A 22,784-nucleotide genomic window follows, 5' to 3' on the forward strand; every position below is an offset into this window, starting at 1 on the left:
CTCCGTCTGCCATGTCCACCCAGCACAACGGATACACGTATATTGTCTTACGCAATGTGAGCCACTTCACAGCTAGCGGTTCCGAAGTCATCGACGCGTCTCGTCCAACGAAGCCGGAAGTACGAAGCGAGGAAACGGGAAGAGCTGGATCAGACTCGCACGAATACGTTCGGCGCTGTCTGTTGTGATGCGGCTTTGGTCGTGATGAGAGCCGGAATCAGGGTCTAAGCTGCGATGTATGCCGCTGTGCAAGTGGCCGTATGGCCTTGCTCTCGTGGGCGCGATGTGGGCACCGGTAGACCCCAAAGGGACCATCGAAGGCAATTGGCGCCTGTCGAAGGCGGGCTAGAGAGGACACGGCACGCTTGCGGCGAATAGGCGTTGCGCATCCATGCTGGTCTTTGATTCAGCCAGCATGGTGATCAGAAATGCACTAACTTGGGAATCGTTCGCGTGCGATATCTCGTTGCTCGTGGCTTTCGCGCACGCGACGCCGATGGTCGTCTGTCTCCCGAGCGCCGTGCTTCCGCCCTTCGTACTCTCTCCCGGAGCCGCTTCAATTGAGCGAGCAGGTTAACGAGCTCGATCGCTGTATGATGCAGAACAGCCAGGCTGCAAACCCCAGTACTCACTATAACACCCCAACAGGCCTTGCCGAATCCGTGACGGGAAGATCGAATTTGTGACGACGTGACAATAATTTCTAAGCAATGGATCCCGGAGTCGTCCGTTCGCTTTACGACGATACGCAGAAATATTTTCGAGCACTCTAGTGCATTGCATCAAAATGCTTGCATCGGAAAAGGGAGTTTGGACGCGCGCTTTGAAACGGCCTTGGCATTACATCAGCGCGAAGGAGCCGCACGAAGGATATCCACCGTCCGGGCGATTGATTCTTCGACCCAGGCCTCGCGGGCGAACCAGTTGTGATTGGCCTCACAGATTGGGCAAAGAGTATTGCCGAAAAACACGATGCTCCGCAGGAAAGTCTCGCGATCGGATTTGATGCCGGTAGGAATCGCGCGACCCGTTTGCGGACACTCGACCATGACCATACCCATGTGACCCTCCCAGAAACATACTGCTGAAAAAGGGGCCGGTCGGCTGGAGTGCGCTCTCGTCGGTGCGGGTTACTTGGGGGGCATCGCACCTGGGGTCGTTGTCGAGCAAAGGGCAGCTTGCTCGTGACGACGCTTCTCCAACCGACCGGATTCCTGCTTGGCGAATTCTCGGGATACCGCCGGCTTAGCCGGCAGGCCTATGAAATGAGGCTTTCGGCTTCAACCGAAGGCTTCTGGGAGGCCCCTCACAATTAGCATGTCCAAATCCCTGCGGCTTCGTGCCAAATATTCTGCTAAATATCTTCCTCTTGACGGACAGATCGGCCAACCGGATCACTGGTCTCACTCCCCCTCACGCAACTCGTTAACATTATCTTTTCGCATTTAATGCGCAATTAAATTCGTGTTGTCGGTCCGGTTTGCGACTCTCGGCCGATTTATTTTGTGGGCTGTCGCGGCGGGTGTCGTCATCGAAAAGGTCGGGCCCTTCGCACGCTCGGCCCATCCCTCACTACCTGCCATCAGTCCGGTGCGCGCCGCCAATTAGCTTTGGTAACGGGTGGTTAGGTTCGGTTCAAATATGAAATAAATTTTGATTATATGGCGCTGCTGTAAATATCGTTGTTAATTGCTGCCGATCACGTAAGCTAAGCTCGTCCAGGTTTCGTTCGGCTGGAGGAGACAATGTGGGATTTAACTCTTAGCGAGTACGATTTCGCCCCCGATGCGCCGCAGTTGGCCCAGATGCGCGCGGATTTGATAGGCATTGGCGAGAAGGAGCGCATTTTGCGAGAACGCAGTGCCGATCGCGAAGCCTATCGGTACCTCCTGGATGCTCATCGGTTGAGCGCGAGCGCACTTTCTTTGAGAGCAGGTGTTGAACATTTCTCCGGAGGGAGGGGGTAGGGCGGCCAGCTGTGGCATGACGGACCGGATTGTCGCTTCGAAACGAGGCCGATTGGGTCACTTGTGCCCGGCAGACGGGAATTGCTGCGCCGCGGACGGTTCGGATTGACTTCGTGGGCTGCCGAGGCCGCGACGATAGCATCCCAGGCGCTGTCGTCGCTTCGTTGGTACAGCGAGGCAGATGTCTTCACATTGGTTGGAGCCGTGCTGGAAAGATCGTCGGCAGAGATGGTGTTGAGACCGGCTTCGGACGCAGTGTTCGCACTGCTGGACGGTCGATCAGTGCTCTTCAGCGGAGCAGGGCAGAAGATCTTTGAACTGGACCGAATAGGGGCATTCATCTGGTGTAAGCTGGCGCAAGGCGCCTCTCTGGAAGACGCCTGTAAGGGGCTTGGGACGCTAGGCGTTGACGAGCACACGGCGCGCCAGTTCACGCGACAGGTCGTAGATGCCTGGATCGATCGAGCGTTGCTCGAGGTCGACTGGCAAATGCGGACCGATTGTGCCTTCTCAGCGGTACTGGGCCGGCACCGAATAGGGGTCCGAGCTGCAAATCGGGACCTGTTGGGGCGGCTGTGTTCGCTGTTTTGTGTTTCAGACCAGAGCGCCGGCGGCGATGACGACATTGCGATCGAGGCAATGATGCTGGACGAGCAAGTGATCTTGCGCGGAGAGGATTCCAGCATCTCCAGATGTCAAGTCGAGGCTCTGGCCCCAACGATCAAAGCTCACATCACCGAGCGGCTTATTCGAAGCGATCGCTGGACCTTCTCCCTTCATGCCGCTTCTCTTGTGAAGGACGGTATGGGCCTGTTGTTGTGCGGCCAACCGGGAGCTGGAAAGTCTACCCTCTCATTGCAGCTGGTGGATGCCGGACTTCGGTACGCCGGCGATGACGTTGCGCTGGTTGGCGCGGACGGAGCGATCTGCGGCATCCCGTTTGCACTCACCCTCAAGGAGGGATCGTGGGATTTGCTCTCGCGACTACATGGCGGCCGGTACGATGCGACGCATTGCCGCTCCGACGGCGTTCTGGTGCGATACGTACCCATTGCGGATGCGTACCGCCAGAGCTTTTCCGCAAGCTGGATTATCTTCTTGAACCGTGTCGCGAGCGGTCCGGCCGAACTAACCGCGATAGATCGACTGGATTCGATGAAGCGGCTCATCGATAATGCGTTTGCTGCTGACGGAAGACTTTCGCAGGCCGGCTTTTTCGCCTTGAAGCGGATCATCGCGGGCGCGCGCTCGCTTCAACTCACCTATTGCGAGGCCGTGGAGGCTCGGCGCGTGCTTATGGATCTATGCAATGGCAAGGCATAGCGCGGCGCTGACGAGCCTCTGCAATTGCCTGCGAGGCATGCCACCTGTCGATGTCGAGTGGACGTCCGTAATCGCGCTCGCAAATCAGACACTGACGACGCCGGCGCTCATCGATTTTGTAGACAAATTTGCACCGATCCTTTCGGAGGACGTCTGCGGATATATTCGCCAGATCCACCGCCGGAACGTGCTGCGGAACAATCGGCTCGTCGCTCAACTCGAAGAAGCCGTCATTGCGATGAACGACCTGGGAATTACGCCAATCATGCTCAAGGGGGCATCGACCCTGGTGACCGCGCCCGAGGAGCGACGAGGCGTTCGGCTAATGTCTGACCTGGATATTATGGTTATGCCGGACGACGCCAGATTGGCGGTCTCCGCCCTATGCGCAATTGGCTACGATGTAGACTATGAGACCCCTCCTGAAAGCCCTAGATGGCATGTCGAGCTAAATCGCTCGCAGGATGTCGGGACCATCGACCTGCAGCGGGCAGCTCCAGGTCCTGCGTACCTCTACCAGAGCTTCGGGCACCCGCTGAACCATTGTGTGCCGGCGCCGCTGGGGCGCGGACGCGTGTATATCCCCGCGCCCACCTACCGGGCGCTCATGTTGATCATCCATGATCAATTTCAAGACTACGGTTATTGGCTGGGCGATCTCGATCTGCGGCACCTTGTGGAATTGCGCGATATGAGCAATTCTGCTGAGGGCCTGGATTGGAAAGAGCTTGCCTCTCTTGTGTCAGGCGAATTGATGAAGAACGCGGTTGAAACTCAGCTGTTCGCTCTTTCTGAGTTGCTTGGCGTCGAGATTCCGCAAGAGTTGCGCTCTCGGCTGATTCCCCGTCTGCAGTTCATGCGACAGTTGATGCAAGCACGATTTCCGGCCACACGCGTGCCCTTCCTCGCAATGATGATGCTGGATCTCGGAAACTACCGGAAGATGGCGAATGACACCATCCAACCCACTGCGCGCCGGCGTGGATTGTGGTCCCTGCCGAGGATGGGAACTCTGCAGTTTCTGTTGAAGGCGGCCGTCGCGGTGCGCGCAGGGAAGGCCTAGAATCACAAGCTTCTCCGTAAAGGCGGCAGCTCCGAAGCGAACGCTTTCAATTGCCCGCGTTCCGAGCGGCTGCCAGCTTCCGTGGATCAAACGATTTCGCGCATGCGGGATTTGCAGTGGCAGGGCAATCAATGCCCCTGACCACCAGCATTCTGGTCGGAGGCTTCACCGTTCTCGTGAATCCTGAACTCCTCCAATGTGTGCCCTGATTGTAGTGCGGCAACCAGCCAGCGCGGCTGTTTGCCACGTCCAGACCAAGTCTCTGTCGGCTTGAGAGGGTTGAAGTATTTCGGTACGACCTTTGGGTATTTGCGGCGGGGAGGCTGGCCTAGGCCCATCTCTGCCGCCCCGCTCTCGGGCTCACCGACCTGTTCCGGTTGATTGAGTTGCGCCAGGCGCTTCTCCAACTCCCGCTTTTCGGCTGTGATCTTTTCAGCAAGAATCTTTGTTAGCTCCTCGTGGAGGAGCCAAAGTTCCTCAAAATCCATGGTTTCGAGATCTTGCCTGCGCATACGATTCTGGTCACCGTTCGACCCACGCCCCGACTATCTTGTCATCTCCACGCCGAGTATCGTTTCCGAGCGCCAAATCTGGGGATAGATCCAAGGCTGGTTTTTCAAATTAGCGTGACGATAAATAAATAATATATTATTTAATATTTATTGCGAGGATTATTTTCGTTATTTTTAATGCCTCCGAAGAAAGGGGTCGGATGTTATCGATTGCCCTCTGGGCGCCTTCAGGAGGCGATCAGCCGGTTCATCGCTCCCGCGGCTGAATAGACTGATAGCCAGGCTTTGAAGCAAATCCAGCTGCGACGGCTAGCCCTCAGGCGTATTGCAGTCCCTCAGCATCCCGGATGCCGCGGGTCCATGGTCGCATTTCAGTAAGAACGAAGCAGCGCGGCCCGCGTGCCGGATATGTTTTTCGAGGGCGCGGCATGGGAGGTCGATCCCACGCCCGACCCAACGTGTCATTCTTCACTTGAGTCGAGACGTCGGTGCACGCAAGGCGCGTAATGTTACTTCGGCCGCTATTAAATTCAGCGGATAAGTTCATTTTTTTGTCTTGATCAGAACCGGCGGCGCAGTTATGTGGAGCACGAACCTGCCGTTCGGTTCCACATATTTTTGAATAAGCTGACCACTTGGTTCTTGATTACCCGGCCGGGACAATATTAAATGGGCGCAACTACAGGATGCTAGCATGTCGACCAAGAAGCTCGAACTAGAAGCGATGTCTCTCGACGATCTATGGTCGCTTCATGAGGAAATTAGCGGCATTTTGTCGGATCGGATTAAGGCCGAGAAGCAGGAACTCGAGAAACGCCTGGCGGTTCTCGGCGGGGGGATGGCTGTGTTGGCCGAAGCAGGTGGGCCGGGCGTCTCGCCGACCGGCAAGCAGAGGCGCAAATATCCGCGCGTGCTGCCGAAATATCGTAACCCCCAGACTTCCGAAACCTGGTCAGGGCGTGGCAAGCGGCCGCGGTGGTTGGTTGCTGCCATGAAATCCGGCCGTCGGATCGAAGAGTTTCGCATAGGGGCAGCGGCTCCGAAGCTCCGGCAGCGGGCGTGAAACCTCGCTGCGCCAGCGGGGTTGCGGAGTCTGGGGCTTTGGGCGGGGATCAACCCTAGTAGGCGTTGCGGCCCCGCAAGACCTCCATCGGAGTTTGCAACACGATTGCGAGATCCAGCCGAAGACTCCAATTGTCGATGTACCAGAGATCGTACTGTACACGTGCTTCGATCATGGACGCTGTGGGTGTTGCACCGCGGCACCCGTGGATCTGGGCCCATCCGGTCAATCCTGGCCTGACCCTGCGGCGAAACGCGTAGTTTCGCACGAGCTTGTCAAATTCCCCGTCGTGGGCCAAGGCATGGGGACGCGGACCCACCAGCGACATGCTGCCGTCAAGAACATTTAGCAGCTGTGGCAGTTCATCGAAGCTTGACCGCCGTAGCCATTTGCCGATGCGGGTGACACGTCGATCGGCGTGGTGGGCCTGAAGGATCACGGGCCCGTCCTCGAGCACATGCATGGTCCGGAACTTGCGGATCAAGAAGGTCCGGCCGTTGAAGCCACAGCGCTTCTGCCGAAAGAATACAGGGCCTGGAGAATCCAGTTTGATCGCGACCGCGGCCAACGCAAGCAGCGGCGCAAGTATCGCCAGCGCGAGTCCCGCGCCAATAATATCAATCATCCGCTTCGTCGCGCATTCCAGCGGTGTGAGGGGGCCGGGCTGAAGTTCTACACAAACGGCGCTTCCAAGACTTCGCGTATGATGTCGAAGCAATTCGGATGGTGTGCCGACCGGCACAAACATGATCGGGAACGGCAATACCCGTAAATCGGCAATGAGGGCCCGAAGTTCGTGCCATCGTTCCGGCTTAGCTTCCACCACTACCTGCTCAAGCTGGCAACTGCGAATGTAATCGATCACACGGGCGGTGAGCCGCCTTCGACAGACCGGACCAAAGCCCATTGGAGGCAAGCTGAACCGTCCCTTGACGCTATAACCGTGCATGGCGAGCGCTTCAGACAGCCCCGCGTTCTTCGATAGTGGTTGATCGCTGATCAGAACAATATTTGTCTCGGCGAACTTTCTGCCGCTGAGTCCCCTTCCGAGAAGCGCCTTGACCCCCCACCGCTCGGCCATAAGCAAGCCGAGGCCCAAGACGGCGAAAAGCGGGGCTGCTTGCTGAGAAGACTCCGGGCGAACCGCAAAGCCGGACACGGCCCAGATGAAGAGCAACAACGACGTCCAAGCCATACAGACGACGCGTATTTGGTTTCGGAGGGCGAGGAGCTCAACTGGCTGATAAAGGCCCTGGGTCTTCAGCACGCAAACGAGATAGGCCGCGCTTACTAGCGCCAAGCCAGTTGCAGCGCCCAAGTCGCCTGCGGCTTGTCCATTTTTAGCCTGATGCAGCAATGTGGAAGCGACGCTCGCAAACAAAATGGTCGCAATATCCGCGCAGAGCGCCACGTATTCAACCGAGTCATAACGGAGGGGCCATTTGTGCTGGCGGGACACAGCCGGACCGGGACTGACACGATCCGTAACCTCCCGATCGGGAAAATGTCGGTTCACGAAGTTCATTTCTCGGGCACCAGCGAGTTAATATTTAATATATTATTAATTAACTGAATTTATCAAGAAAAAAATACCGACCTTGGCTATCTAGCATTCCGTGCCGCCCGGAGGGGTTTATCGAGATCCCTGTCGGGAGTTCCGCGCGTGTATCTTGTCGAGGTACGACGGATCCAGCTCCGAAATCAGGCTCTCGAGGTAGACCTTTCCGTCGGCCGAAGCCGACCGGTATGCGGCCGCAAGCACTGGGCTCACGATAGGCTGATGCGTAACGACGAGGCTGACGTCTCGTTTGATCAAGTCACGGAACTCGAAGTCCCGTAGCACTGCATCTGTAGCGAGTGCGATGGACAGCCTCAACGGAAGCAGATCCAACTCGTTGGGCGCGGTGTACCACGACATCTTGAGCATCGCTGCCGTGCTAGACTGAGCCAAATTGTGCTTCGATGCCGCCGCGAGCAAGAGCCAAATGTCGCCGCGGAGGGGCGAAGAGCGCAATGTACGAGCAAACGCTTTTGAAGCCGCTGGAGAATCCGTCTTTTGCTCGTCCGCAGCTGGTGTCAAATCCCAACTGGATCTCGCTTCTCCTCGGAGAGATAAGTCTTCACGTGTCGCCGCAACTGAAACCGGTTTCGAGATCCCGTACGGCCATGGTGCTATTGTCGATAGGGCTGTCGACAAAGAAGATTGACCACCGAGATACCACTCGTGAGGGACCGTCCATACTGCCTGCATGATCAGCACGATTCCAAGCAGCATCAGGGCAGCGCGGGGCCAAATGGCGGTCAATGATGACGCGAACTTTGGAAGCGGCGCCGGAGCCGGACCGGCCATCCGCTCCGAAGGCGCCTTCCATTCCGCGGATATGGCGTCTCGGCCCGCGCCGGGGAGGCTTTGAGCAAACGCCAGTCCAAAAAGCGCAGCGACCAAAAGCGACGCGCCCAAACCCAGAATTCCGTGATCGGCAAAGGCTAGTATCGTCAGCGCTATCGAAGCGCCCGCGCCCAGGGCCGGGTACACGTAATCGTAAGCTCGAGAAAGGGAACGCCTGACCAGAATACAGGCGCCGAGCATTGCTATAATTACGAGGCCGCAAAGGAAGGCCCAGCCCATATCTATGACAATGGCTGCGGCGGCGGTTGGCCTTTCTGTTGTCGCGCCGGTTCCAACGTCGCGATAAATCGGCAAGAGGACCGCCGAAGCGCCCGCACCGGATCCTGCCGGCGCGACGTCCTGCAGCATCCGTTCTGTCGCGATCTGGCTGCTCGTTGACAAGGCGATCGTCAGATCGGTGTTCGTTCTGAACGGAATGACCGTGACGCTGGCGATAGAGAATATTGCGGCTGTTGCGAAAATGCCGGCGGTACCCCACAAGCCCAAGAACCACCTGCGAATAGCGAATACCGATAGCAAGATTCCTGATCCGAGGAGGGCAGAAACGATGGCGGTGGAGTTGGCCCGGCTGAGAAGCGCGGCCAGGCAGACGATCATTGCGATGATCGCCGCGAACAGAGCCGGGAGCGGGGCTGGCGCGATTGTTCCGGGCCGACTGTGCCGTCGTAGCTGATCGAACGCTCGTATTGCCGTCGCACAGGAAAGCAAAACGCCGAGCACAGCGACGGTTGAGCCATCGGGCCCGGCAATACCAGTTGTTTCCTTACGGAACCACATAGCAGTGGCGATCGTGGCTATCGACAGGAGAATATGAAGGACTTGCGCCGCGCGGTATCGATCAAGCGCGATGACCGCGGTGAGGAGGGCCGCGGCGAGCACTGCACAATACTGCGAGAGCGAGACCATAGTCGCCCTGGTATCGACCGTGACTATTTCGGCGAGCGACTCGTTCAGGGCGGCCGATGCAGTGGCCCAAATGGGATTGCCGAATGTGCCCATGGGCATCGGCACTGCCTGTAACGCCATCCAGAGCGCCGGAGCCACGAGTACAGCGACGAGACCGGGCCGGAGCAGCTTGGAGAGCCCGAGGGAGGTGGACGATGGAAAGATCGCTACGACCAGCGCGGCCGTTGCAAGTACGAAGGATGCCAACACCCAGCTTTGCAGGCTTTCCGGCATCGCGAGCGCCGCGGTAATCGCCACGAACTCGGCCAACATGACAAGGCGGATAATCATGTGAACCTCATCGTGTGGTGCGGCCACTCCGCCGATCCACCGGCCGGAGAACGCGGAGGCCGCTACGAGACAGCCTCAAGAGCCGGAAAGTCCGTAACGGATGTAGTGGCTGTCATGATAATAGTAGCTCCGATGACCGTCATATCGAGCCATTGCCTTGGTATCGGTTTTGCTGAGCACTGCCCCAATGAGCGACTCGTGAATGTTGGGTGCTGTGTGCAGCGCGTGCTGCACGACATCTATTTTGGTACGGCCCCATTCAACAACCAGAATGTAGCAGTCGATGAGAGAAGAAGTGGCTCGGACATCAACCAACGGGGTCAGGGGAGGAAGGTCGACGATGACGTAGTCATAGTCTGCTCGCAGACGGTCGAACAGCTTGCTTATCGCGTCCGCGCAAAGAATTTCGCTGGTGTGAAGCAGGGGTCCCCGCCGCACGGCGGGCAAAAATGCAAGGTTGGTTGTCGGATCCCGCCAAATGGCGTCCGCCAGGGACCGGGTGCCGTTTGCAACTTCGATGATTCCGCTGACAGCCTTGGGCGCAAAGATAGCTGTTAGTGAGGGATTCCTGAGGTCGCAGTCGACGATGATGGCTCTCTTGCCGGTGTGCCCGATCAATTGCGCGAGCGAGGCCGCAATCGTGGTCTTCCCCTCATTCGGCAGGGCCGAGGTAATGCCGATGACCTGGGAGGAGATTTTCGCCGGATTGTGGTCGATGGCCAGCTTGATAGAACGAATTGCCTCCGTATATCGAGATAGCGGCATCCCGACCACGGTTCGGTGAATTGCGGTTGGAGACGAAACTATCCGCTGCTGGTTATCATCGTCGGTTTTCAGGAGCCGAACTGACGGCTTCGGAGACTTGCGGGCGGGTAACAACGGGACCATAGATAGGCAAGGCAATTCCAACACAGTTTCCAGTTGGGAGGAGGTACGGAAGACGCGGTCCATGAGGTCTCTGAGGAGCGCCAAGCCGATGCCCACTCCAAGACCGCCAAGGATGCCCAGCGCCAGTACCAGCCTCGTCTTTGGCTTGCTCTTGCTTGGCGGCGGCGAAGCGGGAAAAAGGACCCGCGTTTCTGAGACAGGAAATGTCTCCTGCTGTGCGGAGCCCATGTAACGCTGCAAGAAGGTCTCGTACAGGCTGCGCAAGCCCTTCGCCCGGCTATCTAGATCCTTGATAGTCAACTCGGCAGAATTGACTGAACGAGACTGCGAAACGGCCTTGGACAGCTGCTTTTCGACTTCTTCCTGGCGCTGTTTGGCGAGTTCGAACTCGCTTCGGCTGACTTCGGCAAGTCTCCTGACTTCGTCGAAGACGGAGACGCGAAACTCCCGCGCGCGGTTGCGGACATTAACGACTGCCAAGTGGTCGCGACCGACCCTGGCGGACAACTCGGCCTCGCGTCTCATGAGTTCTAGATACTGCTGACGCAGCCCCGTGATGATCTGACTGTTCAGCGCATCGGCCCCGACGGCATCCAGATTGGCCATTGAGGCCGGATTTTTCGGATCGGAGGTGGTAAGGAGAGTTTGATAGCGAGCCAATTTGGCCGTGGCCTCGGAGGTCTGGGCGCGTGCGGCAGCCAATCGATTGTTGATCTCCGTGATCTGCTGCTCGTCGATGGGCTTTCCATCCAAAGAAACAATATTGTTCTGAGCCTTGTAGACGTCGACGGCACGTTGTGCAGCGAGGGCCTGGTCACCGAGGTCGCGCAGCCGCTCCTGCAGCCAGCTTGTTGCCCTGCGATTTGCGTCGAACTTTGCGTTGAGCTGGTCCGCAACATAGGTCTTGGCGACGGCGTTGACGATCTCCGCGGCTCGAACCGCGTTGCTCGAATTGAAACTGATCTCAATGATGTTGCTGTACCCGACACGTCCCGCTGAAAGTCGGCCGAGAAATGCGTCTACCATAGCGTCCGATGGTTCGCCCTGCGTATCCGAGGGCGCTTCCTTCTTCGGTCCATTCGAGGCAAATGACCGGATTCGCTGCCAGAGCGACTGTAGAGATGGCCCCGACGCCTTAAAGTCTGGATCGTCCGTCAGTTTCAACTGATCGATCACCGCAACCGCAATTGCCCTTGATCTCAGGAGCTGAAGCTGGGTCTCGATCTGACCGAGATCGTATGCCGGCTCGGCGACGAGCGATTGCTGCTGGACAAACTGGGGCCTTGGATTGGCTAACAGGATCTGAACCTGCGCCGTATAGGTTGGAGATACCAGCCGGAGATAGAGCACGCTGGCCGCAGTGATGAGTCCAGCAGTGACAAGGATCACGAGATATTGGCGTCGCAGAAGCCCGATCGCGAAATTGATGACGTCGTTGATCCCTCCGCTGTCTGCCTGGACGGGTTGAGCAAGCCCGTTCACCGCCAGCCGTAGTTTATCCGTGTGTTGAAGATTGTTCTGGAGCATCACGTACCTATCCGACTGAGCCACGTTGAGGCCGCCCGCCAGCAGACCAGCGTTCAAGAAGGACGTACCAAGCGGCGAGGGATTATATACCTTATAAAAATCTACTTGCCAAATTAAATGAATCATCTATTAATTGAAACGAGACCGAAAATCAATGAACGCGTCATTTTGGGCCAAATCGTGGGAAAATAGTATTATATTTCCGTCACTTAAGGTCTATGCAGTGTTTTTATCAAAAATAATGCGATGGTTAGGGGCCGGTTTGGCCTGGCAAAGAATTAATTCCATCGGGGATTATGCCCTCCGCATGGAAACCCGATTCTGAAGTGAGGGCCGGCAGGAGTACCTAATGCTGGAACTGCGATCCTTGGCGATCCCTGATGTCAAAGTAGTTCGAACAGATCGGTTTGCCGACGGCCGCGGCTACTTCTGTGAGACCTTCCAGCGATCGGCCTTTGCCGAAAAGGGTATCCTCCACGACTTCCTGCAGGACAATCAGTCCAGCTCAGACCGGATCGGCACGGTACGTGGCCTGCACTTCCAGCGACCGCCCTTCGCCCAGGCGAAACTCATACGGGTGTTGAACGGGGCCATTCTCGATATTGCCGTCGATCTCCGGCGGTCATCGCCCAACTTCGGCAAGCATATCGCCATCCAGCTGGATAGTGAAAGTGGTGAGCAGGTGTTCATTCCGAAGGGGTTCGCGCATGGCTTCTGTACGCTGCAACCCAAGACCGTCGTCTTGTACAAGGTCGACCAGGTCTATGCCCCGAGCCACGACGGCGGCGTCTATTGGGCTGATCCGACGCTAGCGATCAAGTGGCCCGTGACGATCCCTCAGGCTCAGGTGTCACCAAAGGACCAAACCCTTCCTGCGTTCAACCAGCTTGGTTTCGTTTTTGAGTAGTGGAGACGAGTAGAATGCGTATCCTGGTGACCGGCGGAGCGGGCTTTATCGGTTCTGCGGTGTGTCGCCGTCTGGTGCTGCAGACTGGTGCCGCAGTCATCAACATCGACAAGTTGACATACGCAGCCAACCCAGTTGCGCTGGCGAGCATCGAGACGCGGGAATCTTATGCGTTCCTGCAGTCCGACATCTGCGATCGCGAGGTTATGGATCTCGCATTCGCCGATTACGAGCCGGATGCGGTCATACATCTGGCCGCAGAAAGCCACGTCGACCGTTCGATCACCCGGCCCGACGCCTTCGTCAACACCAATATAGTTGGCACCTACACGCTGTTGGAGGCCGCCAGGACCTACTATGAGCACCTGCCGCTTCTGAGACGCAAGAAATTCCGCTTCATCCATGTATCGACGGACGAAGTCTACGGTTCACTAGGGCCCGACGACTTGTTTCGCGAAGACACGCCGTACAGGCCGAGTTCGCCGTATTCGGCCAGCAAGGCCGCCTCGGATCACCTCGCGCTCGCGTGGTTTCGAACCTACGGTCTGCCGGTCATCGTATCGAATTGCTCGAACAATTACGGGCCGTACCAGTTCCCGGAAAAGCTCATCCCGCTGACAATCCTCAATGCGATCGACCGGAAGCCTCTACCAGTCTATGGCGACGGCAGAAATATTCGCGACTGGCTTCACGTCGATGATCATGCCGCCGGCTTGATAAGACTGCTCTACGATGGGAAACCGGGCGAGAAGTACAATCTTGGAGGAGACAGCCAGCGATCCAACTTGGAGGTCGTCACCCAGATTTGCGACGTGCTGGATCGATTGTCCCCGGGCGCGGGAGCGAGACGATCTCTGGTTACGTTCGTGCCGGATCGTCCGGGGCACGATGCGCGCTATGCGATCGACGCGTCGAAGGCACATCGCGAACTTGGCTGGGGACCGACGAGAACCTTTGAAGAGGGCTTGGCCGAAACCGTCGGATGGTATCTCAAGAATCGCGCATGGTGGGAGCGTGCTCGCTGCGGTGTCTATGACGGCACGCGTCTGGGTCTCCTGGCTGCCCAAAACTGAGGTGAAGATGACAGATCGCCCCATCCTCATTGCCGGACGGAATGGTCAGCTGGCAAGGTGTCTTCTTGATCTCGGTGCAATGCGCGGTCTGCCTGTGGTGGCCCTCGGGCGTCGAGAGCTCGATCTGGAGGACCGCGAGGGGATCGACAAGCTCATCGCGTCGGTCGCGCCGGCTGCGATCATCAATACGGCAGCCTACACCGCGGTAGATCAGGCCGAAACCGAAGCAGCGAAAGCCTTCAGCATCAACCGCGATGGCGCGGCGGCGCTGGCAGATGTCGCGTGGCAGATGAACATTCCACTCATCCATCTCTCGACCGACTATGTGTTCGACGGTGCGAAACCGGATGCCTACGACGAAAGTGACATTCCTGCGCCGTTGAATGTCTACGGTGCCTCGAAGCTCGCCGGCGAAGCTGCTGTTTTGGCCGCGCACCCGCTCGCGACCGTGATCAGGAGCTCGTGGATTTACTCTCCCTATGGCAGCAACTTCGTTCGAACGATGCTGCGGCTATGTGAGAGCCAGCCCATTGTGAGGGTTGTTCGGGACCAACATGGAAATCCGACCTGTGCATTCGACCTCGCGGAGGCCGTGCTTCGGATCGCAGAACGGTCAGTAACGGACGATCGCAGGGCGACGGCCGGCATCTTTCACCTTGCTGGCGGAGGCGAGACGAACTGGTATGACTTTGCGCAGGCGATCTTCGACGCGCGCTCCCGTCGCGGAGAGCGGATTCCGGCGCTCGAGGCGATCACGACGGAAGAGTTTCCGACCGCTGCGCGTCGGCCTCGAAACTCGCGCCTCGACTCATCCAAGGCCGAACGCGTGTTCGGGATTCGACTGGCGCCCTGGCGCCATTCGCTCGAAGCCTGTCTCGATCAGCTAGCGGGAGAAGGAGAAACCAATGCTGAAGGGAATCGTGCTGGCTGGCGGCAGCGGAACGCGCCTCTATCCGATCACGCGCGTCGTCAGCAAGCAGTTGCTCCCGATCTATGACAAGCCCATGATCTATTATCCCCTGTCGACGCTGATGTTGGCAGGGGTCCGCGAAATTCTGATTATTACCACGCCGTCCGATCGGTGTCAGTTCGAGCGGTTGCTGGGCGACGGGAGCCAATGGGGCATTCGGCTCAGCTACGCCGAGCAAGCCCGTCCCGCCGGTCTCGCGGACGCCTTCATCGTTGGTGCCGATTTCATCGGAAACGATCGTGTAGCGATGGTTCTTGGGGACAATATCTTCTTCGGGGATGGCCTGAGTGAACTGCTTGCCAAGGCGGCGGGACGTGAGGAAGGCGCCACGGTTTTCGCTTATCACGTGCGAGACCCAGAACGATATGGCGTGGTCGCGTTTGATGAGGCGGACCGCCCTGTATCGATCGAGGAGAAACCCAAACGACCGCCTTCGAACTGGGCAATTACGGGGCTCTATTTTTTCGACAACCGGGTTGTCCGCTACGCTCGTCGCGTCGAGCCATCGCCTCGCGGAGAGCTCGAGATTACCGATCTTCAGATGCGCTACCTCTCGGCCAACGCGCTGCATGTCGAGCGCATGGGACGGGGGTTTGCCTGGCTGGATACCGGCACGTTCGAGTCTCTCGTCGATGCAGGGATGTTCGTGCAAACCCTAGAAAAGCGGCAGGGAATGAAGATTGCTTGCCTCGAGGAGGTCGCCTTCAGACTCGGCTTCATCAATCGTGATCAGGTGCTCGCGCTCGCGCAGCCGCTGGAGAAGAGCGGTTATGGCAAATATCTGAACGAAATCACTCGGCTGCCGCATTACGCTTCGCAATGACCGCTCTACCAAGCCGATAATTGTAAATCACCTGAATGATATATGCATTGAATTGACTGGCGATTTAAAATAGAATTAAATCGATAGGGTTAGTTTAATTAATCGGTCTAGCCATGCTGGTGCAAAAGGCGAGCGTCTTTGGTCGGGGAGCCCGGGCCATTTTGCCAGGGGAACTTACCCCCGCCTTTTGGCCAGAATCGGCGTATTGGAATGCGTTCGATGGCCCCGATCCATCCGTCCTCTGGAGCCAACTGTTTGCTGATCCCTCAGCGAGCGTGGCTTCGCGTCTGCCGCTTCCGGTTAGGGTCGCCGATTTCGCCCGCGCGTCGTCTGGGGCCGGCTCGGGCGATCCGCCAGACTTGCGCGGCGCCTTGCCCAGTCTCTTCCCATCTTTCCAGTCGCGATTGTCTGCTCTGCTGTCTTCGACGTCTTTGACGAGCCGCCATCCGGGCTTGGCCCCGACGATCCCAACTGTGGCAAACGAGCGGACGCCGCCGACATCATCATCGGTGTCGACCCCGAGCACCACACACTGGACCAATTCGAGCGACGGGGTCTGGAATGTCGCTACGAACTGGAGCGCCGGCGTCCCAGGGATCATTGACTCCGCGGTCCTCGATGCGGCGGGAGCGTATGTCGTCACCAGCACTGCCCGTGTTGATATCGGGAGCCTGGTCGTTGATGCAGGCGCGACGCTTTCGATCGGTGGGTCGCCCTTTGTCGTCGAAGGCGATGTACTGAACAACGGGACCGTCGAAGTTGGGGCGTTCCTTGGCAATCGCATTGCTACGGGGGACTTTAAGGGCGACGTCAAAGGCACGGGATCTTTCGAAATTGCAGACAAGGCGATCCTGGAGATCGGAGCTTCGGTTTCGGGGCAGTTCTTGAATGGATCGTTCTCCGGCATAACCGTGTCGTTCGGCACGGAGGCTGGCACGCTGGTCCTCGATCAGTCGGCCAAATTCCACGGGTTGATCGCAGGTTCGTCCCCTGGGGCGCCGCTTTCGCCGGGGAACCTCATCGACCTGAAAGATCTACCCTTCACATCCTCGATGTCGGCAGCCGTCCACTATGACAACAGTTCGAATATCAGCACGGTCGATTTTAGCAACGGTGCCGCAAGTGCCACTTTGCTGTTCTCGGGGATGGACCTGAATTGGAATTTCAAGAGTGATGGGCAGGGGGGCACCCTTGTCTCTGATCCACCCACAAACTCCATCGTACTGGAAAATCAGAAGCCGGGTACGCCGAAAAGTGTCTGGCAGATCCAGCCGGGAGACAATTCGACTCAGACTCAAGGGTTTACAACAGCAATCAGCACCAATGTTGGGGGAACGGTCCAATTCAAGATCAGCAACCAAACCGGCAACCCGAACTATCGTGTCGATGTGTACCGGCTGGGTTATTACGGTGGCAATGGTGCCAGACTGGTTACGAGCCTACAGCATCAGGCCGCTGCCGCGGTCGTCCAGCCCGCCCCCCTACGTGACTCGTCGACCGGCCTCGTAGATGCCGGCAACTGGAGCGTGACGGACTCCTGGAGCGTGCCGACCGATGCAGTCTCGGGCGTCTACATCGCCAACGTCGTCAACGGCACCCAGATATTCCAGATCCCGTTCATCATAAGAAATGACGCTTCGCACAGCGACATCGTGCTCCAGACAAGCGATCAGGACTGGCAAGCCTACAACGGTTGGGGAGGGGCCAATCTGTATTTCGGCAACGGTCCTGGCGTCAACGGATCAGCCTACGCAGTCAGTTACAATCGACCCCTCGTAACGCGTGATGGCACCGGCACCTTTGCCGAGGGAGGAGACTCCCCGTTCGCGGCGGAGATCGCGGCAATCTATTGGCTGGAGCAGAATGGGTACGATGTCTCCTACATCTCTGGAATCGATGCTGCGACAAACGGCTCGCTATTGCTTAATCACAAATTGTTCATGGATGCGGGGCATGACGAGTATTGGACCGAAGCTCAGCGCGCCAACGTAGAGGCCGCGGCGCATGCTGGCGTGAACCTTGCGTTTCTCGTGGGTAACGAGATTTTTTGGAAAACAAGGTTGGCACCCAGCATCGACGGCAGCGGATCAGCCAACCGCACACTGATTAGCTACAAGGACACGCACGCAAATGCCCTTATTGATCCAACAGGGCAGGCGACCGGCAATTTCGCCGACCCGCGGTTCGGCCCTGCTCTTCCCGCAAATTCCCTGACTGGTACGTTGTTCGCTGTCAACGCGTTCCGGTATGACACGATCACGATACCGTACCCGATGACCCAATTGCGCTTCTGGCGCAATACAGCTGTCGCGCAAACGTCATCCGGGCAGACCGCCTCGCTCGTGCCGGGCCTATTAGGCGTTGAATGGGACATCGCGCCGGATAACGGATTTCGCCCAGCTGGATTGATCAATGTATCCTCTTCAACAGTGCAGGTGGACGGAAAGTATCTGCTTGATTATGGCAACACCTTCGGTGCAGGCACGGCGACGCATAATCTTGTCCTGCATCGAGATCCTATTAGTGGTGCACTGATATTTTCGGCCGGTTCAATCAACTGGTCTTGGGGGCTTGCTAGCGACCACGACGGACCGGCAACTCCGGTAGATCCCAATGTACAGCAGGCGATGGTGAACCTGTTCGCCGACATGGGGGTTCAACCAGCGACGCTGCAAGCGAGCTTGGCGGCCGCGTTCAAATCCACAGACGGTACGGCGCCGACTTCTGGCATCACCAATCTCTCAGCTGCGAGCGTTGCGGAGGGGCAATCGATCACAGTGACGGGGACGGCCGCGGATGCTGGCGGAAAGATTGCCGGCGTTGAAGTCTCCACGAATGGTGGCACAACGTGGCATCCGGCCAACAGCAATGTCGGTGCGGCGAACGTGACGTGGTCATACACGTTCGTCACAACCGGTCAGGGGACATATAGTCTCAAAACCAGGGCGATCGACGACAGCCTGAACCTGGAAACGCCGGGGGCGGGCGTTACCTACACGGTCACGCCGTCATCCAACCTGACGCTCTTCAGTAGTACCGACACGCCTGCGGTGATCTCAAACAGCGATTCCGACTCAGTTGAGCTTGGCGTCAAGTTCATCCCTACCGCGTCTGGCAAGATCACCGGTATCCGTTTCTACAAAGGGCCCCAGAATACGGGCACCCACATTGGTGATCTCTGGACCTCAAACGGCACTCTGCTCGCGAGCGCCACCTTCACTAACGAAACCGCGAGCGGCTGGCAGCAGGTTAATTTCGCGACGCCCGTCAACGTGCAGGCCGGCGTCACGTATGTTGCCTCCTATCACACGAACACTGGCCACTATTCCTCAACCGATTACTACTTCATCGATTATGGGGGCCTTACGAAAGGTGCGCTCACCGCGCCCGGTGGCAGCCTCAACGGCGTCTATGCCTATGGCAGTGGCCCGGTCTTCCCCGGCAACACCTCCTATGTCAAGGCCGCGAATTACTGGGTCGACGTCGTTTTCACCGATTCAGGGACGACGTCGCCGCAAGCCAACGCCGACAGCGGCTTCACGGTTGGCCAAAATGGCGTGCTGAGCATTCCGGCATCGACCCTGCTAGCGAACGACACCAACCCGTCCGGTCTGGCCTTCTCGCTTACCAGCGTCGGCAATCCGGCCAATGGAAGCGTAAGCTACAATTCGCAGAACCAGACCGTGACCTTTACCCCCACCAATGGCTATGCTGGGGCAGCGAGTTTCACCTACACGATCACGGACACGAGCGGCCAAACCGGGTCCGGGCAGGTGTCGCTCAAGGTCAACTATCCGCTCTCTGCGCAGAGCCTGTTCGGCACCAGCGATGCGCCAAGCGTCCCCAATTCCGGTGATACCAGCCCCATCGAAGTCGGGGTCAAGTTTACCGCATCCGTGAACGGGACAATAACAGGGCTGCGCTTCTACAAAGGGTCGTTGAATACGGGCTCCCACATTGCGGATCTCTGGAGTTCGACCGGAACCCTGCTTGCGACTGCCACCTTCACGAACGAGACACCCAGCGGATGGCAGCAGGTCAATTTCTCCAATCCTGTCGCCATCACGGCAGGCACCACTTACGTCGCGTCCTATCACACCAATGGTAATTATTCCGGTACTCAGAACTATTTCGCGACGTCGCTCACCAACGGCCAGTTAACCGCTCCGGCTGGCGCCAATGGCGTCTATAGCTATGGATCCGGAACCGCGTTCCCGACGAGTACCTTCAAATCCTCCAACTACTGGGTCGATGTCGTCTTCAACGGCTCCTCCGCTGCCAGCGTGCCGCAAGCAAACGCCGACGGCGGCTTCACCGTTAGCCAAAATGGCGTGCTGAGCATTCCGGCATCGACGCTGCTAGCGAACGACACCAACCCGTCCGGGCTGGCCTTCTCGCTTACCAGCGTCGGCAACCCGGCCAATGGAAGCGTAAGCTACAACTCGCAGAACCAGACCGTGACCTTTACCCCCGCCAATGGCTATGCCGGGGCGGCAAGTTTCACCTACACGATCACGGACACGAGCGGCCAAAGCGGATCCGGTCAGGTGTCGCTCAAGGTCAACTATCCGGCCTCCGCGCAGAGCCTGTTCGGCACCAATGATGCGCCGAACGTCGCCAATTCCGGCGATACCAGTCCCGTCGAAGTCGGAGTCAAGTTTACCGCATCCGTGAACGGGACAATAACCGGCCTGCGATTCTACAAAGGATCGTTGAATACGGGCTCCCACATTGCGGATCTCTGGAGTTCGACCGGAACCCTGCTTGCAACTGCCACCTTCACGAACGAGACACCCAGCGGGTGGCAGCAAGTCAATTTCGCCAATCCGGTCGCCATCACGGCAGGCACGACCTACGTCGCGTCCTATCACACCAATGGTAATTATTCCGGTACTCAGAACTATTTCGCGACGTCGCTCACCAACGGCCAGTTAACCGCTCCTGCTGGCGCCAACGGCGTCTATAGCTATGGATCGGGAAGCGCGTTCCCGACGAGTACCTTCAGATCCTCCAACTACTGGGTCGATGTCGTCTTCAACGGCTCCTCCGCCGACAACAATAACCCGCCAACCGCGGTTGCTGACACCACGAACGCCACCGAGAAAGGCGGCACGGGCAACAGCACTGGCGGTTCGTCCGCCGTCGGCAACGTGCTGACCAACGATACCGATCCCGATTCCGGTGACACAAAGACCGTCACGGCTGTCAGCTTCGGCTCGACCAACGGGACTGTCAATTCAGCTATCGCAGGCGCGCACGGCGCCCTCTTGCTCGGCGCCTCGGGTGCTTTCACCTACACGGTGAACGAAAACGATACGGCCGTGCAAGCCTTGCGGCAATCGACCAATACGCTGACCGATGTCTTCAGTTATACGATGCGGGACGCCGCGGGCGTTGCATCGTCGAGCACACTTACTGTCACCATTCATGGCGCCAACGACGCGCCGGTACTGGCGATCCAGACCGCCAACCAGGCCGTGACCGTTGGCTCGGCGTTCTCACTGACGTTGCCCGCCGGCACCTTCACCGATGTCGATGCCGGCGACTCGCTCACCTATACCGCAACCGCCGCTGACGGCTCGCCGCTTCCAGCCTGGCTTACGTTCAACGCGTCGAGCCGAAGTTTTAGCGGCATGCCAACGTCAGTTGACGTCGGCACGCTCAGCGTCAAGGTCTCTGCGACCGATCTCGGTAGTCTCACCAGCAGTGAGACATTCGATATCGCAGTGTCGGCAGTTCCTTCGACGGTGAGCCTGTTCTCGAGCTCCGATGCCCCGGCGGTGGGGTCGGGTTCGGACACCTCCCAAGTCAACCTCGGAGTGAACTTCTCGTCGTCCGTGGCAGGCACGATTTCCGGCATCAAATACTACAAGAGCGCAAATGACCTCGGCACCCATACGGGTTCGTTGTGGAGCAGCACCGGCACGCTGCTGGCAACCGCAATTTTCACCAACGAGAGCAGCAGCGGCTGGCAGTCCGTCACGTTCAGCAATCCCGTGACCATTGCGGCGGGCACCACCTACGTCGCGAGCTTCCACAGCAACGGCCATTATGCTTCCAGTCCCAACTACTTCACGACCGCTCGCACCAACGGCCCGCTCACAGCCCCTGCGAATACCAATGGCGTCTACACCTACGGAACAGCCAATCTGCTCCCGACCAGTACCTATAACGCAACCAACTACTGGGTTGATGTCCTGTTCAAAAGCTCGAGTGGTGGCGCCAACCAGTCACCGGTCGCTGCGAACGACAGCGGCTTCTACGCCACGCAGAACGTCCCCTTCGGGATCCCTAGTTCGGCTCTTCTTGCCAACGATACCGATGCCGACGGCGATACGCTCACGATCACAGGCGCGAGCAACGGTGTGAATGGCACCGCCAGCTTCAACGTCCAAAGCAACAGCGTGACCTTCACTCCGACGACTGGCTATACGGGACCGGCTTCCTTCAACTATAGCATCTCCGATGGCCAGGGCGGCATCGCCAGTGCATCCGTCGCTCTCAATGTGACCGCTGCGTCTTCGACAACTGTGCGCCTGTTCAGCGCAAGTCAGGAGCCCAGCATTGTGGCGGCCAATGATCCAAAGTCGGTAGAATTGGGCATCAAATTTCAGACCTCCAGCCCAGGCGATATCATCGGACTTCGCTTTTACAAGGGGCCTTCCAACACGGGCATCCACGTTGCGGATCTTTGGAGCGGCACCGGGTCTTTGCTGGCAACTGCGACCTTCACCAATGAAACGGCGAACGGCTGGCAGCAGGTCAATTTCGCCACGCCTGTGACTATCATGCCGGGCACTACATACGTTGCCTCCTATCACACTGCCGGCAATTACGCGGCCGATCCAGGCCTGCTCGCCAACGCAATTACCAACGGACCTCTATCAGCGCCATCCTCCGCATCAATCGGCGGCAACGGCGTGTTTGCGTACGGGACAGATAGCCTGTTTCCGACCAACACCTACAACGCGACGAGCTATGGCGTTGACGTAGTTTTTAGGCCGCAGCTGGCAGCATAGGAG

At 58.0% G+C, this 22,784-nt stretch carries 14 protein-coding genes; 9 read left to right on the forward strand and 5 right to left on the reverse strand.

Annotated elements, in window-relative coordinates; genetic code table 11:
- Positions 1 to 845 precede the first annotated feature (845 nt).
- The gene (locus tag GGD66_RS20790) at positions 846 to 1,061 is read right to left on the reverse strand and encodes a hypothetical protein (protein WP_049814761.1); all 216 of its coding nucleotides are present in this window, start codon (positions 1,059 to 1,061) and stop codon (positions 846 to 848) included.
- Between the two features lie 684 nt (positions 1,062 to 1,745).
- Between GGD66_RS20790 and GGD66_RS20795 the strand changes: the two genes are divergently transcribed.
- From GGD66_RS20795 to GGD66_RS20805, 3 genes are all read left to right on the forward strand, one after another.
- Entirely contained in the window at positions 1,746 to 1,967 is a 222-nt protein-coding gene (locus tag GGD66_RS20795) for a hypothetical protein (protein ID WP_245283133.1), read from the forward strand.
- 105 nt (positions 1,968 to 2,072) lie between these two features.
- On the forward strand, positions 2,073 to 3,290 hold the full coding sequence (locus GGD66_RS20800; protein ID WP_183258849.1) for a serine/threonine protein kinase: 1,218 nt from the start codon (positions 2,073 to 2,075) through the stop codon (positions 3,288 to 3,290).
- Complete coding sequence (locus GGD66_RS20805) at positions 3,277 to 4,353, forward strand: nucleotidyltransferase family protein (protein WP_246783312.1); 1,077 nt, start codon at positions 3,277 to 3,279, stop codon at positions 4,351 to 4,353. The genes GGD66_RS20800 and GGD66_RS20805 overlap by 14 nt, the downstream gene beginning before the upstream one ends.
- Positions 4,354 to 4,481: 128 nt before the next feature.
- Here the strand turns inward: GGD66_RS20805 and GGD66_RS20810 are convergent, their stop codons facing one another.
- Positions 4,482 to 4,865, reverse strand: a complete 384-nt coding sequence (locus GGD66_RS20810) for an H-NS family nucleoid-associated regulatory protein (RefSeq protein WP_018316113.1) — start codon at positions 4,863 to 4,865, stop codon at positions 4,482 to 4,484.
- Positions 4,866 to 5,559: 694 nt separating this feature from the next.
- Here GGD66_RS20810 and GGD66_RS20815 point away from each other — a divergent pair.
- Entirely contained in the window at positions 5,560 to 5,928 is a 369-nt protein-coding gene (locus GGD66_RS20815) for an H-NS family nucleoid-associated regulatory protein (RefSeq protein ID WP_018316114.1), read from the forward strand.
- 55 nt (positions 5,929 to 5,983) lie between these two features.
- On the opposite strand, the gene GGD66_RS20820 is transcribed toward GGD66_RS20815, so the two are convergent.
- The 3 genes from GGD66_RS20820 to GGD66_RS20830 form a co-directional block, all read right to left on the reverse strand.
- Positions 5,984 to 7,453: an exopolysaccharide biosynthesis polyprenyl glycosylphosphotransferase gene (locus GGD66_RS20820; protein WP_210321618.1), complete on the reverse strand. Its 1,470-nt coding sequence runs from the start codon at positions 7,451 to 7,453 to the stop codon at positions 5,984 to 5,986.
- A gap of 108 nt (positions 7,454 to 7,561) precedes the next feature.
- The gene (locus tag GGD66_RS20825; RefSeq protein WP_183258850.1) at positions 7,562 to 9,574 is read right to left on the reverse strand and encodes a hypothetical protein; all 2,013 of its coding nucleotides are present in this window, start codon (positions 9,572 to 9,574) and stop codon (positions 7,562 to 7,564) included.
- 75 nt (positions 9,575 to 9,649) lie between these two features.
- Positions 9,650 to 11,989: an AAA family ATPase gene (locus tag GGD66_RS20830; RefSeq protein WP_092261959.1), complete on the reverse strand. Its 2,340-nt coding sequence runs from the start codon at positions 11,987 to 11,989 to the stop codon at positions 9,650 to 9,652.
- A gap of 349 nt (positions 11,990 to 12,338) precedes the next feature.
- Between GGD66_RS20830 and rfbC the strand changes: the two genes are divergently transcribed.
- The 5 genes from rfbC (at position 12,339) to GGD66_RS20855 (ending at position 22,781) form a co-directional block, all read left to right on the forward strand.
- Positions 12,339 to 12,896 (forward strand): dTDP-4-dehydrorhamnose 3,5-epimerase, encoded by a 558-nt coding sequence (rfbC, locus tag GGD66_RS20835; protein WP_092261937.1) that lies wholly within the window; start codon positions 12,339 to 12,341, stop codon positions 12,894 to 12,896.
- Between the two features lie 14 nt (positions 12,897 to 12,910).
- Positions 12,911 to 13,969: a dTDP-glucose 4,6-dehydratase gene (gene rfbB / locus GGD66_RS20840; RefSeq protein ID WP_092261960.1), complete on the forward strand. Its 1,059-nt coding sequence runs from the start codon at positions 12,911 to 12,913 to the stop codon at positions 13,967 to 13,969.
- Between the two features lie 7 nt (positions 13,970 to 13,976).
- Entirely contained in the window at positions 13,977 to 14,966 is a 990-nt protein-coding gene (gene rfbD / locus GGD66_RS20845; protein ID WP_183258851.1) for a dTDP-4-dehydrorhamnose reductase, read from the forward strand.
- Positions 14,875 to 15,762, forward strand: coding sequence for a glucose-1-phosphate thymidylyltransferase RfbA (rfbA, locus tag GGD66_RS20850; protein WP_183258852.1), 888 nt, complete (start codon positions 14,875 to 14,877; stop codon positions 15,760 to 15,762). The genes rfbD and rfbA overlap by 92 nt, the downstream gene beginning before the upstream one ends.
- A gap of 113 nt (positions 15,763 to 15,875) precedes the next feature.
- Positions 15,876 to 22,781, forward strand: coding sequence for a DUF4082 domain-containing protein (locus GGD66_RS20855; protein WP_246788932.1), 6,906 nt, complete (start codon positions 15,876 to 15,878; stop codon positions 22,779 to 22,781).
- Positions 22,782 to 22,784 lie beyond the last annotated feature (3 nt).

It is taken from the genome of Bradyrhizobium sp. CIR48 (assembly GCF_014198315.1).
Taxonomy (GTDB): domain Bacteria; phylum Pseudomonadota; class Alphaproteobacteria; order Rhizobiales; family Xanthobacteraceae; genus Bradyrhizobium.